This is a genomic window from Flavobacterium marginilacus (assembly GCF_026870155.1).
GTDB lineage: Bacteria > Bacteroidota > Bacteroidia > Flavobacteriales > Flavobacteriaceae > Flavobacterium > Flavobacterium marginilacus.
The window spans coordinates 4911716-4928865 of sequence record NZ_CP113975.1; the positions used below are offsets into that span (position 1 = coordinate 4911716).

14 protein-coding genes are annotated in these 17150 nt (G+C 35.6%); 11 read left to right on the forward strand and 3 right to left on the reverse strand.

The window, feature by feature from the left end; all coding sequences use genetic code 11:
* From nuoH to OZP07_RS20580, 11 genes are all read left to right on the forward strand, one after another.
* Positions 1 to 1053 (forward strand): NADH-quinone oxidoreductase subunit NuoH, encoded by a 1053-nt coding sequence (nuoH, locus tag OZP07_RS20530; protein WP_281636562.1) that lies wholly within the window; start codon positions 1 to 3, stop codon positions 1051 to 1053.
* Positions 1054 to 1164: 111 nt separating this feature from the next.
* Entirely contained in the window at positions 1165 to 1683 is a 519-nt protein-coding gene (locus OZP07_RS20535; RefSeq protein WP_281636563.1) for an ORF6N domain-containing protein, read from the forward strand.
* Between the two features lie 126 nt (positions 1684 to 1809).
* Positions 1810 to 2355: a NuoI/complex I 23 kDa subunit family protein gene (locus OZP07_RS20540; protein ID WP_281636564.1), complete on the forward strand. Its 546-nt coding sequence runs from the start codon at positions 1810 to 1812 to the stop codon at positions 2353 to 2355.
* Complete coding sequence (locus tag OZP07_RS20545; protein ID WP_281636565.1) at positions 2355 to 2864, forward strand: NADH-quinone oxidoreductase subunit J family protein; 510 nt, start codon at positions 2355 to 2357, stop codon at positions 2862 to 2864. The genes OZP07_RS20540 and OZP07_RS20545 overlap by 1 nt, the downstream gene beginning before the upstream one ends.
* Entirely contained in the window at positions 2864 to 3184 is a 321-nt protein-coding gene (gene nuoK / locus OZP07_RS20550) for an NADH-quinone oxidoreductase subunit NuoK (protein WP_281636566.1), read from the forward strand. Before OZP07_RS20545 ends, nuoK begins: the two co-directional genes overlap by 1 nt.
* Before the next feature lie 6 nt (positions 3185 to 3190).
* Positions 3191 to 5074 (forward strand): NADH-quinone oxidoreductase subunit L, encoded by a 1884-nt coding sequence (nuoL, locus tag OZP07_RS20555; protein ID WP_194642679.1) that lies wholly within the window; start codon positions 3191 to 3193, stop codon positions 5072 to 5074.
* Between the two features lie 10 nt (positions 5075 to 5084).
* The gene (locus OZP07_RS20560; RefSeq protein ID WP_281636567.1) at positions 5085 to 6527 is read left to right on the forward strand and encodes a complex I subunit 4 family protein; all 1443 of its coding nucleotides are present in this window, start codon (positions 5085 to 5087) and stop codon (positions 6525 to 6527) included.
* 18 nt (positions 6528 to 6545) lie between these two features.
* Entirely contained in the window at positions 6546 to 7916 is a 1371-nt protein-coding gene (locus OZP07_RS20565; protein ID WP_281636568.1) for an NADH-quinone oxidoreductase subunit N, read from the forward strand.
* Positions 7917 to 8294: 378 nt separating this feature from the next.
* Entirely contained in the window at positions 8295 to 8738 is a 444-nt protein-coding gene (locus OZP07_RS20570) for an ArsR/SmtB family transcription factor (protein WP_194642676.1), read from the forward strand.
* A 95-nt stretch (positions 8739 to 8833) separates the two neighbouring features.
* Complete coding sequence (locus tag OZP07_RS20575) at positions 8834 to 9550, forward strand: DsbA family oxidoreductase (protein ID WP_281636569.1); 717 nt, start codon at positions 8834 to 8836, stop codon at positions 9548 to 9550.
* A gap of 9 nt (positions 9551 to 9559) precedes the next feature.
* Positions 9560 to 10552 carry a Gfo/Idh/MocA family protein gene (locus OZP07_RS20580; RefSeq protein WP_281636570.1) on the forward strand — a complete coding sequence of 331 codons (993 nt, stop codon included), beginning with the start codon at positions 9560 to 9562 and terminating at the stop codon, positions 10550 to 10552.
* A gap of 72 nt (positions 10553 to 10624) precedes the next feature.
* On the opposite strand, the gene OZP07_RS20585 is transcribed toward OZP07_RS20580, so the two are convergent.
* From OZP07_RS20585 to OZP07_RS20595, 3 genes are all read right to left on the reverse strand, one after another.
* The gene (locus OZP07_RS20585) at positions 10625 to 13018 is read right to left on the reverse strand and encodes a glycoside hydrolase family 95 protein (protein ID WP_281636571.1); all 2394 of its coding nucleotides are present in this window, start codon (positions 13016 to 13018) and stop codon (positions 10625 to 10627) included.
* 444 nt (positions 13019 to 13462) lie between these two features.
* Complete coding sequence (locus tag OZP07_RS20590) at positions 13463 to 15412, reverse strand: sialate O-acetylesterase (RefSeq protein ID WP_281636572.1); 1950 nt, start codon at positions 15410 to 15412, stop codon at positions 13463 to 13465.
* Positions 15413 to 15563: 151 nt separating this feature from the next.
* Positions 15564 to 17072: a cellulase family glycosylhydrolase gene (locus tag OZP07_RS20595; RefSeq protein ID WP_281636573.1), complete on the reverse strand. Its 1509-nt coding sequence runs from the start codon at positions 17070 to 17072 to the stop codon at positions 15564 to 15566.
* Between the last annotated feature and the right edge of the window lie 78 nt (positions 17073 to 17150).

Here is a 17150-nt window from a genome sequence, read left to right on the forward strand (position 1 = left end):
ATGGATAGTACATTTGTTATAGAAAAAGGTGTATTTATAGTAGTAATTTTTGCTCTTACTATGCTTATGGCTATGTATTCTACATGGGCTGAACGTAAAGTAGCTGCCTTTCTGCAGGATAGAGTTGGTCCAAACCGTGCTGGATGGGGAGGATTATTGCAGCCGCTTGCTGATGGAGGTAAATTATTTGCAAAAGAAGAATTTTTTCCAAATACTCCTAATAGATTTTTATTTGTAGTAGGGCCAGCAATTGCAATGAGTACCGCCTTGATGACAAGTGCTGTTATTCCTTGGGGAGATAAATTACACTTGTTTGGAAGAGATATTTTATTACAGGCTACTGACATTAATATCGCAGTCTTATATGTTTTTGGAGTAGTTTCTCTTGGTGTTTATGGTATCATGATCGGAGGATGGGCTTCGAATAATAAGTTCTCTTTGATGGGAGCTATCAGAGCGGCATCTCAAATGGTTTCTTATGAAGTAGCAATGGGATTATCCATAATTGCTTTGACTATGATGACAGGAACTTTAAGCCTGAAAGAAATCTCAATACAGCAATCAGAATGGCACTGGAATGTTTTGTACCAGCCATTGACTTTTCTGATTTTCCTGATTTGTTCTTTTGCTGAATTAAACAGAACTCCTTTCGACTTAGCAGAATGTGAATCGGAATTAATTGGAGGATATCATACAGAATATTCTTCAATGAAAATGGGATTCTATTTATTTGCCGAATATGCAAATATGTTTGTTTCCTCTACTATCATGGCAGTCTTATTTTTTGGCGGATACAATTATCCTGGAATGGGATGGGCTGTAGAGAATTTAGGAGTAAATATTGCCAACGTAATTGGAATGGCTGTTTTGTTTGCAAAGATATGCGGATTTATTTTCTTCATTATGTGGATCAGATGGACGATTCCAAGATTTAGATATGACCAATTAATGCACTTGGGATGGAGAATTCTTATTCCACTTGCCATTGCAAATATTATGATAACCGGAGTTGTTATTTTGAGAAGTGAAATAGCTGTTTATTTAGGATTTTAATTTTTTTAATAACCTAATTTGGTTCCAATTTGCGAATCGGTTAAAACATAAGATATCGTATTTTATGACACCTAAATAAATTATAACTATTGATTTTTGTAGATTAAACTTATGGATGAAATAGGAATTCCAAGTGAAATTATAACTAATAAGATTTATTTTATTAGAAATCAAAAAGTAATGCTAGATAGTGATTTAGCAGAACTTTACGCTATTGAAACAAAACAACTAAAGCGTCAGGTTAGAAGAAATTTAGAGCGATTTCCAGATGATTTTATGTTCGAGCTTTCGGCTGTAGAGTTTGAAATCTTGAGGAGCCAAATTGGCACCTCAAGTTGGGGAGGAAATAGATTAGCACCAATGGCTTTTACAGAACAAGGTGTTGCAATGCTTTCGAGTGTTTTAAATAGTCCAACAGCAATAAAAGTTAATATTCAAATAATTCGTGTTTTTACAAAAATTAGAAAAGATTTGTCAGACAATTTGAATATAAAATTAGAAATTGAGGATATCAAAAATAAATTATCACATCAAAGTAAAAACATTGAATTGGTTTTTAATTATTTAGATGAACTAATTGACAAACAAGAAAATAAAATTGAAAGAAATAAAATTGGATATAAAAACTAAATTGATTAATTCACAAATGCCCTAGCCCTGATAGCAGTGGAAATCCTTTTATGTTTTTCCTTTAAAAACATAAAAGATTGCAACGGATAGCAGGATTAGCTCCAAAATAAAAATAAAAAATAAAAAATGTCAATAGAAACTATATCCTTATCGGGAAGAAAGAAGGTGGTCTCCAACAAAGAGATGACTTTTTTGGAACGCATGTATCTGATTGCGATTGTAAAAGGTTTGGCCATTACGATAAAACACTTTTTTAGAAAAAAAGCAACAATTCAATATCCTGAGCAGGTTCGTGTAATGAGTCCTGTATATCGTGGTCAGCACATGCTGAAACGCGATGAACAAGGGCGTGAGAACTGTACCGCTTGCGGATTATGTGCTTTGTCTTGTCCTGCTGAAGCTATCACGATGAAAGCCGGAGAGCGTAAAGCTGATGAAAAACATTTGTACAGAGAAGAAAAATATGCTGAGATATATGAAATCAATATGCTGCGATGTATTTTTTGCGGACTATGCGAGGAAGCTTGTCCGAAAGACGCGATCTATTTGACTATTTCTAAAGAATTGGTTCCTGCCAGTTATGACAGAGAAGATTTCATTTTTGGAAAAGACAAACTGGTTATGCCACTTGAAATGGCTTTGAAAAACACTCAACTAAAAAACGCTAACTAATGTCAACAGTACTTATTTTATTTTGCGTATTGTCTGCAATCACATTGCTAACAGCATTTTTAACCATTTTTAGCAGAAATCCAATACACAGCGGTATCTATTTAGTGATTTGTTTTTTCTCTATTGCAGGACATTATTTACTGCTGAATGCCCAGTTTTTGGCTATTGTACATATCATAGTTTATTCGGGAGCGATAATGATTTTACTGCTCTTTACGATAATGCTTATGAATCTTAATGAAGCTGATGAAGTTCACAAGCCGAGGTTCACAAGGTTGGGAGCTATTGTTTCCTTTTGTTTGGTGTGTCTGGTTTTGATAAAAATCTTTATTAATTCGAAACCAATCGTAGAGTATGATTATACTGGCGAAGATTACCAGTCGATAAAAGTACTTGGAAAAGCATTGCTAAATGAGTATATGGTGCCATTCGAATTTGCTTCTATCTTATTATTAGTAGCGATGATTGGAACTGTGTTATTGTCTAAAAAAGAAAAATTAGAAAAATAATGAATAATATTTTAACTCAAATTGGTATAGAGAACTATATCTTCCTGTGTGTAACACTTTTTTGTATCGGGATTTTTGGGGTTTTGTATAGACGAAATGCAATCATTGTGTTCATGTCTATCGAAATCATGCTGAATGCTGTTAACTTATTGTTTGTGGCTTTCTCTACTTACCACCAAGACACACAAGGACAAGTATTCGTATTTTTCTCCATGGCAGTAGCAGCTGCAGAAGTTGCGGTAGGACTCGCCATATTGGTTTCAGTATTTAGAAATATTGGATCAATCAGCATCGATAATTTAAAAAACTTAAAAGGATAAATGGCAATGGATACCAATTTAGCTTTAGTCTTACTGTTAACTCCTTTTTTAGGGTTTTTAATTAATGTTTTCTTTGGAAAATCGTTAGGAAAATCGGTTTCCGGAGCCATCGGAACGCTTTCTGTAGTGATTTCGTTTATTGTTGCAGTTTCGTTTTTTCTTCAGATTAGCCAAACCAAACAAGCAATAAATATTCAATTATTTGACTGGATTCAAATCAGCAAATTCAATGTGAGTTTTGGATTTTTGCTGGATCAGTTATCTGTTTTGTGGTTATTGTTTGTAACTGGAATCGGTTCTCTGATTCATTTATACTCTATCAGCTATATGCATGATGACGAAAAAATGCATTCTTTCTTTGCATACTTAAATCTCTTTATCTTTTTCATGATTACCCTTGTAGTTGGAAGCAACTTATTGGTAATGTTCATTGGCTGGGAAGGAGTTGGACTTTGTTCTTACTTATTGATTGGATTTTGGTATAAAAACCAAAGTTATAATGATGCTGCCAAAAAAGCATTTATCATGAACCGTATTGGGGATTTAGGATTATTAATTGGGATATTTATATTAGGAAGTTTATTCTCTACTTTGGATTTTGCATCATTACAAACAGCTATCGCTGGCGCTAAGGGTGTTGATACACTTTGGTTAAGCATTGCTGCTTTAGCATTGTTTATCGGAGCCTGCGGGAAATCGGCTCAGATTCCTTTATATACCTGGTTACCTGATGCGATGGCAGGACCAACGCCGGTTTCGGCTTTGATTCACGCTGCAACAATGGTTACTGCTGGTATTTTTATGGTATCCAGAATGCATTTCTTATTTGATTTAACACACGAAATACAAACCATTATTGCCGTAATTGGAGGAGTAACTTCATTGGTTGCTGCAACGATCGGTTTGGTTCAAAATGATATTAAAAAAGTACTTGCCTACTCTACCGTTTCTCAATTGGGATTAATGTTTTTAGCTTTAGGTTTTGGTGCTTATGAAGTAGCGATATTCCACGTAATCACTCACGCTTTCTTTAAAGCTTGTTTATTCTTAGGATCTGGATCGGTAATTCACGGATTACATGGAGAACAGGATATGCGTAAAATGGGCGGATTGAAAAAAGCGATGCCAATTACTTTTTGGACCATGCTTATTTCTTCGTTAGCGATTTCCGGCGTTCCTGTATTTTCAGGTTTCTTTTCTAAAGATGAAATTTTGATGACCGCTTTCCACCATAACATTCCGCTTTGGGTTGTTGGATCGGTTGCATCGATAATGACCGCTTTCTATATGTTCCGATTGATGTTCCTGACTTTCTTAAACGACTTTAGAGGAACGGAAGAGCAAAAACATCATTTACACGAAAGTCCGGCTTTAATAACATTTCCTTTAATTGTATTGGCAATTTTGGCTGCTGTCGGAGGATTAATCAGTTTACCTGGCAATAGCTGGCTGAACGAATACCTATCTCCTCTTTTCGCGAAAGCGGGAACAGAAGAACATGTATTGGGAACTACTGAATACATGTTGATGGCAATTGCCGTTGTCGGAGGATTTATTGGAATTGGGATTGCTTACGCTAAATACATCAAACAAAATGCTGTTCCAAGCGAAGATGCCGAAATCACAGGTGTTTCAAAAGTACTGTATAACAAATACTATATTGATGAACTGTACGATTCATTGTTTGTTGCACCAATAAACAGTTTGTCTAAAATCTTCAGAGATTATGTTGAAACAGGAATTTCTTCAGCAGTCTTTGGATTAGGAAAAACTGCCAGCGAACTTAGTTACCAAGGTAAAAAATTACAGAATGGAAGTGTTGGACTATACCTATTTGCTTTTGTTTTAGGCATGTGTGCCATTATTTCTTATTTATTTTTAGCTCAATAATTATAATACTATGAACGTAACTCTAATATTAATCATCCTTTTAGCTGGCGCATTTGCAACTTATTTAGCTGGCGACAAGCTGGCTTCAAAAGTGGCATTGTTTTTTGGAATAGCGGCTGCGGGTTGCTCTATAGTTTTGTTGAATCATTTTAATTTAGGAGAAAACATTAGCTACAGCAGCCAATGGATTACATTACCTAAAGTTTCATTTGCATTACAAGCTGATGGGTTGTCATTGGCAATGGTTATATTGACAACTATTTTGACTGCAATTATAATTTTATCGTCATTTGGTAACGATTTCAAAAATGCAAAATCGATTTATTCACTTATATTGTTTATGTCATTTGCAATGACAGGAACTTTCCTGGCAAGTGACGGTCTTTTATACTACATCTTTTGGGAATTATCATTAATCCCTATTTACTTTATCGCTTTGATTTGGGGTAATGGCGATGCCGAAGAGCGCAAAAAAGCAGTGGTTAAATTCTTTATCTATACACTTGCAGGTTCATTATTCATGCTTATTGCTTTCGTTTATATGTATCAAAAAGCGGGAAGCTTCCTGATTGAGGATTTATATAAATTAAAATTAGACATAAACGAACAAAAATGGATTTTTACAGCTTTCTTCTTGGCGTATGCCATTAAGATTCCGTTGATTCCTTTTCATACCTGGCAGGCAAATGTATATCAAAAAGCTCCGACTCTTGGAACGATGCTTTTATCAGGTATTATGCTGAAAATGGGATTGTACAGCCTTATCCGCTGGCAGCTGCCTTTGTCTCCATTAGCAGCTAAAGAATACATGTACATCTTCATTGGAGTTGGTATTGCAGGAGTAATTTATGGTTCAATTGTAGCATTGAGACAAAAAGACTTAAAAAAATTATTAGCTTATTCTTCCCTTGCTCACGTTGGATTAATTGCAGCAGGAACATATGCTTTAAATCTTGATGGTTTTAGAGGTGCCGTTTTACAAATGATTGCTCACGGTTTTGTAGTGGTTGGATTGTTTTTTGCTGCTGAAATCATTTTCAGAAGATATGAGACAAGATTAATTGCAGATTTGGGCGGTATTCGTGCTCAATCTCCAAAATTCACTTCGATGTTTTTGATTTTGGTGTTAGCATCTGTTGCTTTACCAACTACATTTAACTTTATTGGAGAGTTTACCGTTTTATACAGCCTTTCGCAAGTAAATATTTGGTTTGCCATTTTGGGTGGAACTACAATTATTTTAGGAGCTTATTATATGCTTAAAATGTTTCAGCAGGTAATGCTTGGAGAAACCAATGCAAAAACTTTTGCCGATGTAACTTTATCTGAAGGTTTGACATTGGTAATTATAATTGCTGTATTGTTTTTCTTTGGATTATATCCAAAACCAATCAACGATTTGATAACGCCAAGTCTTGAAACTATTTTAAACACTATTAATAAATACAATTAAGTAAAAAGCATAATATAAATGACAACATTAATAGCTATAGTAGGATTAGGTATTTTAAGCCTTATTTTTGAAATCTTTGATTTTAGAAAAGCAATTATTCCGGTAACAATTATCGGACTGTTAGCCATTCTGGGACTTACCGTGTCCGAATTTAATTCTCCTGCAAGTTACTATAACAATATGATTGTGGTGAGTAAATTTTCGGTTTCATTTTCGAGTTTATTTATTGTATTGACAATCTTTTTAATAGCATTGAGCCATAATTTTTATGATAATCACCAAAGCAAACTTTCTGATTATATTGCAATAAAAATATTTCTTTTAGCCGGAGCAGTTTCCATGGTTTCATTTGGTAATCTCGCGATGTTCTTTTTAGGAATCGAAATATTATCTATTTCTCTTTATATTCTTGCAGCAAGCAACAGAGTAAACATAAAAAGTAATGAAGCTGGTATGAAATACTTCCTGATGGGATCTTTTGCTTCTGGAATTATTTTATTCGGAATCTGTATGATTTATGGCGCAATGGGTTCATTTGACATTATCGAAATTAGCGATATGTCACAATCAGCTGAGCTTCCTATTTGGTTTCCAATCGGTATTGTTTTAGTTACAATCGGAATGTTATTCAAAATTGCAGCAGTTCCTTTTCACTTTTGGGCTCCTGACGTTTATGAAGGTTCACCAGCTTTGACAACAGCTTTAATGAGTACTTTGGCAAAAGTTGTAGCAATTGCAACACTTTATAAACTATTATCAGCAATGAATGCCGATATTAATTATTCATTCCAAATAGTTGTAGTAATCATTTCTATAGCTTCTATGACTGTTGGAAATATCATGGCTTTGAGACAGGTAAATGTAAAACGTATGCTGGCTTTTTCAGGTATTTCGCATGCAGGATTTATGCTGATGGCATTATTGAGTTTATCTACTTCTGCAGGAAGTCTATTGTATTACACTTCGGCTTACGCATTATCAGGTATTGCTGCTTTCAGCGTTATATTATACGTCTGCAAAAACAGAGAAAACGAAGATATCGTAAACTTCCACGGCTTAGGAAAAACAAACCCTCTATTGGCAGCTATTTTAACAGCATCTCTTCTTTCTATGGCGGGTATACCAATATTTGCAGGTTTCTTTGCCAAATTGGTTTTGTTCAGCCAAACAATTCAGGCAGGTTATTTAGTAGTGGTTATATTTGCTGTAATCAACTCGATTATTAGTGTTGGCTACTACTTTAAATTGATATTAGCAATGTATACAAAAGAACCGAATGAAACCCGCACAGCAAAACCATTCTTGATTTACGCGGTTGCAGTGCTTGCTATTCTTCTAAACATAATTATTGGATTATTCCCTTCATTGGTTTTAGATTTATTGGCATAAAACCATTCAAGTTTAATAATAAGGCCGGCTAAATTTTAAAATTTAGCCGGCCTATTATTTATAAAAAAAGCCAGCAATTGTTAATTGATGGCTATTCTCCCTAATCAAATTATACTCAAAACTTATAAACTAATTTCAACTCAAAAAACTTTCAACATTTTAAATCATAAAAAACATTCTCTTATTAACCTTTACGAATTTACCGAATAAACAGCTTCTGTTTTCACGTATTTATACCTGATTTAACACTATAGCCTTCAAAAATGAATGACTTTGGAAGATTATAATTAATTCCAAATAGCCTTCTCAAAGAATTAAAAAAAGGCCTTGATATATCAAATATAATCGCTAAATTACGATATGAAATAAATGAGAGTTATGGGAACTACTAAACACTTAGATTTCGATCAGGAAACAAATGCAATCGCAGAAATCTGCAAAGCATTGGGGCATCCAACGCGTATGCAGATAATGACTTTGCTCTGGAATAAAAACCACAGGACCTGCGGCGAAATTGTCTCACAAATTCCCTTAGCACAGTCGACCATTTCCAAACATTTATTAGAATTAAAAAAAGCTGATCTATTAAAAGTAAAAAATGTCGGTAAAAAAACCATTTATTCCATTGAAGTAGAAAAAATACAAATTCTTAAAAAGTATTTAACCAATTATTTATCGAACAAATTACTTTCAAAAGAAGCAGAAACTGCAATACTTCCTCCAGCTCCAAAAAATAATAAAAGAGACAAACTATATTTAAAGGATTACAACTACCAATTTCCAAAGAAAAAAAGTAATTCAGACGAAAGCAATATTGAGTAGAATTATAATAAAAACTTAAATAATAAAAGTTCGAAATTCAATTTCTTTAATTTTGCACTTTAAAATATTTGGCAAAGCCAATAAAATAAACAAAAATGGAAAATCAATTAAAAATACAAATCTGGTCAGATGTAATGTGCCCGTTTTGTTATATAGGCAAAAGAAAAATAGAAGAAGCATTAACACAATTTGAAAATAAAGATTCAGTCGAAATAGAATGGAAAAGTTTTGAATTGGATCCGTCATTTAAAGCTACTCCTAATGAAAGCATTGCAGACCATCTCGCTGAAAAATACGGCAGAGACAGAGATTGGGCAGAATCAATGCTGGAAAACACAACTCAAACTGCTAAAAGTAACGGGCTGGATTTCCATTTTGAAAAATCGATTTTGGCCAATTCATTAAACGCACACCGATTAATTCATTTAGGAAAAAAGCACAATCTAGCCAATGAGTTAGAAGAACTGCTGTTCAAAGCTTATTTCACAGAAGGAAAAAACGTAAATGATTGGAATACGCTGCAGGAAATTGGTCAGAATGCGGGATTGCCTATTGACGAAATCAAACAGCTTATAGATAATGATATTTACACAAAAGAAGTACGCCGAGATCAGCAGGAAGCCCAAAAACTTGGAATTACTGGTGTTCCTTTCTTTGTATTTGACAATAAATATGCAATATCCGGCGCACAGCCAACAGATACTTTTTTGAAAACCTTGGAAAAAACTTGGGCAGAAGGAAATTTTGAAACCAAACTAAAACTTCAAAATACCCCTGATGAAAACAGCTGTGGCATCGATGGTTGTGAATAACACAAAATTATGAACGAAACAACAAAAAATCTAAGATGGGGAATAATAGGCTGTGGCAATGTCACTGAAGTAAAAAGCGGTCCTGCCTACCAAAAAACCGCAGGTTTTACTATTGGTGCGGTAATGCGCAGAGATCCTGAAAAAGCTGCAGATTATGTCAAAAGACATGGTATTGCAAAATTTTATACGGATGCCGATACCTTAATAAACGATCCTGAAATTGATGCTGTTTATATTGCAACACCACCCGATACCCATAAGTTTTATGGTTTAAAAGTTGCCAAAGCAGGAAAACCATGCTGTATAGAAAAACCATTGGCACCAAACTATCAGGACTGTATTGACATTGCAGAAGCTTTTGAAGCAAAAAACATTCCTGTATTCGTTGCTTATTACAGACGTACGCTTCCAAGATTTGAACAAATTAAAAATTGGATTGACTCGAAAACCATTGGTGATATCAGGCACATCAGATGGCACCTGAGCAAGCCTGCAAACGATCAGGACCGTTCAGGCGAATACAACTGGAGAACTGATATAAATGTAGCACCAGCAGGATATTTTGATGATTTGGCCAGTCATGGACTGGATTTGTTTATCCATTATTTCGGTAACATAAAAAAAGTCTCTGGTCTCAGCTTAAATCAACAGGGATTGTACACTTCAAAAGATGCCTGTGTCGCATACTGGATCCACGAATCGGGGATAACAGGGAGCGGAAGCTGGAATTTTGGCACATTCGAACGGGAAGATATAGTCGAAATTTATGGCAGTGAAGGAAAAATCACGTTCTCTATATTTGAAAACGATCCATTAATCCTAAAAACTGCCACAGGAGAAACTACTCATAACATACCACATCCTGAAAATGTTCAGCTGCATCATGTAGAACAGATGCGGGATCAGCTTTTAGGAAATCACAAACATCCGTCAAACGCATTTACAGCTGCACACACCAGCTGGGTGATGGATCAGATTATTAGAAACCCGATTATAAAGTAAAAGTTAAACACGAATTTCACGAATTGCCACAAATTCTTTTCGTGCTGATTCGAGAAATTCGTGTTAACTATTTTACCAGACAATTTCCGATTTCTGACCTTTAATTAAAGTAATATTTTGTTTTTTGCTTCCGCAAATGAGGGTTGTTTTACCACCATTTTTGGAAGAAACAGTAACTTTTTGCAGAATTTTATTATTCCATTCCATCGAAATTTCAAAACCTCCTCTGGCACAGATTCCTTTTACCGATCCGCTTTCCCAAGCATCAGGCAGTGCAGGCAATAATCTAATTTCATTTTCATTAGACTGAACCAGCATTTCGGCAACAGCTGCTGCACCGCCAAAATTACCGTCAATCTGGAATGGCGGATGTGCATCGAATAAATTAGGGTACGTGCCTCCTCCTCTTCTTGGATGCTCCGTTTTTTTACCATCAGGGTCAACATATCTGAGAAGCTCACGAAACATTTTATAAGCGCGGTTCCCATCCCAAAGTCTTGCCCAAAGATTGATTCTCCAGCCTTTTGACCAGCCAGTTGTTTCATCTCCCTTGATTTCCAAAGTTTTTCTGGATGCTTCTGCTAAATCAGGAGTTTTTAGAGGCGTAATATGATCTCCTGGAAAAAGTCCAAACAACTGTGATTGATGACGGTGCCTTGGATCTTTATCATCCCAGTCAAAATACCATTCCTGCAGATTTCCTTTCTTCCCAATCTGATAAGGATGTAATTTCCCTAAAGCTTCTTCCAGTTTTCCTCTAAAATCGGCATCAATATCTAAAACTTTTGAAGCTTTTATTGTTTTGTCAAAACATTCTCTAATCATTGCTAAATCAGCAGTTCCTCCGTATAAAGTTGCCCCTATGAATCCATCTGGTGTCAAATACTGATTTTCGGGTGAAGTAGATGGTGAAGTGATTAAATTACCATTTTTATCAGTAACCATCCAACCCAAACAGAATTCAGCTGCGCCTTTCATCAATGAATAACCTTCATTTTTCAAATAATTTTTATAGTGCGTAAAAACATAATGCTCCCAAATGTGCGTGCTTAACCAAGCGCCTGCCAAAGGCCAGCAGGCCCACATTGGGTCTTCTTTTCCAAACTGCCCGACAGGATTACTCATCGCCCAGATGTCAGAATTGTGAGCAGCAGTCCATCCTTTGTCAACTCCATAAAAAGTCTTGGCAGTTACTTTACCCGTTACCGAAAGATTTTTGATCAAACCCAAAAGAGGCAGATGCATTTCGGACAAATTGGTGTTTTCTGCCAGCCAATAATTCTCCTGTGCATTAATGTTCAATGTATAATCACAGCTCCAAGGCGGATTTACATAAGGATTCCAAAGTCCCTGCAAATTGGCAGGAACTCCCAAAGTCCTTGAACTGCTTATTAATAAGTAACGACCATACTGAAAATACAGTATTTCTAAATTCTTGTCTTCTTTTCCATCCGCGTAGCGCAATAAACGTTCATCAGTCGGCAAATCGGGAGCTGTTGTTTTTCCTAAATCCAATGAAACACGATTGTGGAATTTTTGATAATCGGCAATGTGGGATTGTTTTAATTTATCGAAAGTTTTACCAAAAGCTTTATTCAAATGATCCGATGCAATCGCTTTGTTGTCCAAGCCTTCGGTGTTCGGATTTTTATCAAAACCATTAAAACTCGTTGAAACTGAAACGTAAATCACAGCTTCAGATGCATTTTTAATTCCTAAACTCTTATCAGAATTTACAATTGTTCCGTCCGTACTTTTGATTTTAACTAAACTTGTAAACCGTGTTCCTCTTTCTTTATTGCTCAAAAAAGCAAGCGAAACAGTGTATTGCTCGTTTTCGTGTATGGGTGCAACGCCATTTAGCGCAAGCACATTGTCTTTGAGTTCCGAACTTGAAGTCAGTAAACTGCTCGAATGAATATCAAAATTTAAAGCACCTTTCTGACTGCTGGTCAACTTAATCACCATAATTTGATCGGGTGCAGAAACAAAATATTCGCGTGTGTATTTTACGCCGTCAATTTCGTAACTTACCTTAGAAACTGCATTTGAAATATCCAATTCCCTGTAATAATTAGAAGTTTTTCCGGTATGAAAATTATTGATTTCAAGCGTTCCCAATGGCGCATAGGACTCGGCATTTTTACCTTGTAATTTTTTATTCAACTCTTCGGCAAGCTGGTAATTTTCATTTTTCAGCGCTTCGCGAATGGCGGGAATGTTTTTATATGCTTCGGGATTCATATTGGCATTTACGGGTTCTCCCGACCAAAGCGTGATATCATTCAGATATATTTTATCCGAATTGACACCTCCAAAAACTGTCGCCCCCATTTTACCATTTCCCAAAACCAGCGTTTCCTCAAAATAATCGGCTGGCTGTTTGTACCACAATTTATGGGTAGATTGTGCTATCGATTTTCCGCAGAAAATGGAAATGGCAAAAACTATATATAACTTTTTCATAAAATAAAATTTAATTTTTTTCTGTGTGACGGGATTCCTGTACAGACGGGTTTCAAATCTATCTCAACGCTGTACTTGATATACCCACGTACAGACGGGTTTCAAACCCGTCTGTACTATTCAAAAAAACAATCCTCATCCCATTTCTTAGGATTATTTATTATATAATCTCTAATTCTATTGTATTCTGCTTCATTCCTAATAACATGATCGTGAAATCGTTCCTGCCAATTTGAAACACCTTTTGAATTTGTCTTTTCATTTATTCTTCGGGATGAAAATGATTTCAAAGCTCGGATAAATTCAAATACACCGTGGATTTTTTATCGGAATTAATATTAGTGGTACAGACGGGTTTGAAACCCGTCTCTACGGTATCTGATTCTGGATTGAAATTCGAAATCCCGAAATTATGCGTGGTACAAACGGGTTTCAAACCCGTCTCTACGGATTTATTTTATACTTTTCATTCGCAGTAATCGTTTCCCAATTATCAGTTCTGAAAGGCGAAGCCGGAAATTTTTCTTTGTTGAAAAGGTTAATTTCAGTATCGTCATCTGCCCAGCCGTAATGCACGGCAACAGGACTAGGAACACTTCCGCTGGAAACGATTACTTTATTGTCTTTGATTATTGCTTTAGCAGGATGAAAAACTTTATCGGTGCCTGCGATTTCAAAACCTTTTACGTTCTCGGAATTATCAGAAGTTGACAATCCGCTTCCAATGTCATTAAAAGAAAGAACAATTTGATTTCCTTTTATTTCCTGTGATTTAAAAGTTGGTCCGCTGTAGACTTGCTTTTTACCATACACATTATTCAACGCAATCGCTGATAAACGCAATCCCACATCTTTTTTATTCGTAGGGTGAATGTCTTTTGCATTTCCAATATCAGTGGTTACAGCCATTCCAGTATTTGGCAATTTCAAGGTTTCGGATTGTGCTTCCCGAAGTTCTGCCCAACGGCTTCCTACTTTACTGTTTCCTTTGAACTCATCGAAAGTTGACAATTGCACAAAGTAAAAAGGAAAATCCCCCTGATTCCACTTGGTTCTCCAATCGTTAATCATCAAAGGAAATGCTTTTTTGTATTGATTGGCTCTCCAGACATTCGCTTCACCCTGATACCATAAAACCCCTTGAAATGCATACGGAATCAACGGATTGACCATTGCATTGTACAATAATGATGGATAACTATTTGGCGAAACTGAAACTTTTACATTTACAACATTGAATTTCCAAAGTCCTTCCAAAGGTATGTTTGAATCCTTGAAATCAATTATCAAATGAGATGAATCACCATAAATTCCACCGCCACCAGTATAATCGGCAATGCGTACAGCAATTACATTTTTTCCTTCTTTCAAAACATTTGCGGGAATCTTATACATTCGTTCCCTATCCCAAATGTTATTGGTTCCGACCAAAATTCCGTTAACATACGTTTGGTCTTCGTCATCTACTTTTGACAAATATAGAACCGCTTCTTTTTTGGCTTGATCTGCTGTTAAAGTAATCGTTTTTCGCATCCACACTACTCCATCAATATTTCCTATCTGCTGATTTTCCCAAAGAGAGGGTACTTTTATTTCAGGCCATTTCGTATCATTAAAATCTGGATTTTTGAATTGGTCCTGATTAACTTCCGTTACTTCAAAACCCTGAATTTTTTGAATATTATCTAAAAGTGACTTTTTATACGTTTCAAAAATGGCATCCATATTTACCGTAGGAACGCCGGCAATCATTTCTTTAAAGTCATCGCTTTTCTCAAATGCCTGACGGCTTGTCCAGGTCTCCACACAGGTTCCGCCCCAAGAAGTGTTGATGATTCCGATTGGGATTTTTAATTCGGCATATAGTTTCTTTGCAAAGAAGTAACCCACTGCAGTAAAATCCTTGATATTTTCTTTATTGGAAACAGTCCATTTTCCAGCTTTTAGATCTTCTTTTGGTGTACTGCTTAAATCTTGAGCTACGCCAAACTGACGAATCATTGGCTCGTTTGACTGTTCTTTTTGGACTTCAAAATCAGGCAATTTATACATTTGAAATTCCATGTTCGATTGTCCGGAACAAATCCAGACTTCGCCAACTAAAACATTTTTTATGACAATTTTGTTGTTACCAGAAATGGTCAATTCAAAAGGACCTCCCGCTTTTTCAGCATCCAGTTTGACCATCCATTTTCCGCTTTTATCGGCAATAATGGTTTTAGTCTGTTTATTGAACTGAACCTGAACTTTTTCATTGGCATCAGCCCAGCCCCAAACTGGAATTGGTTTGTTCCGCTGTAGAACCATTCCGTCAGAGAATACTAATGGCATTTTAACATAGGCATTAGCCAAAAAAAAATTGACAATAAATAAGATAACAAGTATTTTTTTCATTTGTATTATTGATTTTAAAATGTTAGTCATTTAACTTTGTTCTATAAATATACAAATGACCAAGTTATAAAAATATTTCGGGACGATTATTTAAAACAAAAAATGCTCTAAATAATAATCCCGAAACTAATTTAATCTATCTTCATTTAATTTATTTTAATCCATCAAGTAAACCCGTTAATGCCTGCAGATCATAAACCGTATTGGTGCTTCTGTCAAATAAAGACATAGTATTTACACCTAAATTTCCAGCATCCCAGTAAAAAGGTATCATACCATTGGCTCTTGCCTGTTTTACAACATATTTAAAAAAGGCCGCTCTTGATTTTAAATGCAATGTTAATGCATCTCCTGTTAGATCACGTCTTATTGCGCCAAATTCGCCTAAAACCACAGGAATTCCTTTGTCTACAAATTGTGTTTTCATAGAAAGGAAAAACTTATCTACATCTGCTTCTTCACCCCAAGTAGGATTGTGTGCAGTATCGGTAGTGGAATGATTTCCTACTCCCCAATAATAAAACATTTTGCCCCAATCAGCGTCTTTGTCCATAAGAGTAAATTGATAAGGGTAGAAGTGAACCTCAGCCATCATTCGGTTTGCAACCTTGTCCGTAGGTAAAGTTGTCATCAATTTATTTGTTTTATCGATATCTGTTGATGGTCCCTGAATGATTAAGTTACGATATGCGTTTTTACCACCTGTAGATCGAACAGCATCAATAAATGTTTGATGATACGATTTTAAAACTGCCATCTGGGTAGCATCTTCAACATTAGGTTCGTTTGCACTAGCAAAAAGCAAGTGCTCATCAAAACCGCGTAAATAGGTCGCAATCTGTTCCCAAAATGCTTTTTGTTTAGCATTATTTGCTTCTTTTTTATCTTCGGTACAATTTTTTTCTAACCAACCGCCATCCCAGTGAATGTTAACTATAACATACATATCATTATCCACACAGTATTGCACTACTTCTTTTACTCTTGCTAACCATGTTGCACTGATTTGTGCAGTTGTACTATTAGCATACTGATTCCAAGAGCAAGGAATCCTGATAGCATTAAAACCATTTGCTTTAACCAGATCAATCAGTGCTTTAGTAACTTTTGGATTTCCCCAGGCGGTTTCACTTCCAGGTGTCGCCTCCAATGTATTTCCAATATTCCAGCCTAATTTCATTTTGGCAGCCAGCTGCGCAGCAGTACTTCCCATTCCTACAGCATCATCAGCAATCGGGTTAGTATTATAACTAGGATATAAACCTGTAACAACGATAGTTCCTCCAGCTTGTGAAATTGAAATCTGAATTGAAGCAGATTCACTAGAACTTATAGTTACTGTAGCAGTTCTTGCAGCTGCACCTGTATTTTCTAACGCTGTAATTGTTACTAAACTGGTCCCTTTTGTTCCAGAACTTTTACTCAACTGAATCCAACTGACATTTGAAGCAATTGTCCATGTCTTAGCATCTGTTGTAACAGTTACACTCGCAGCATTTTCTTTAGCTTCAAAATCTATCTTAGAAACATCTGCGGTAAGTGTTTTCGTTTCTTCTTTTGTTGCTGCAGAAGCAGTATCATTGGAACTGCAGGCCATAACACTTAAAAAAGCGAAACAAAGAAAGAAAAGAATTCCATGTCTTTTAATTTTGTTATTCATAATAGTATTGATTTTTGGTTGGTTTAATAGCTGCTATTATTTTATTATGATTATCCTTAACTAATACCAAACAGATCG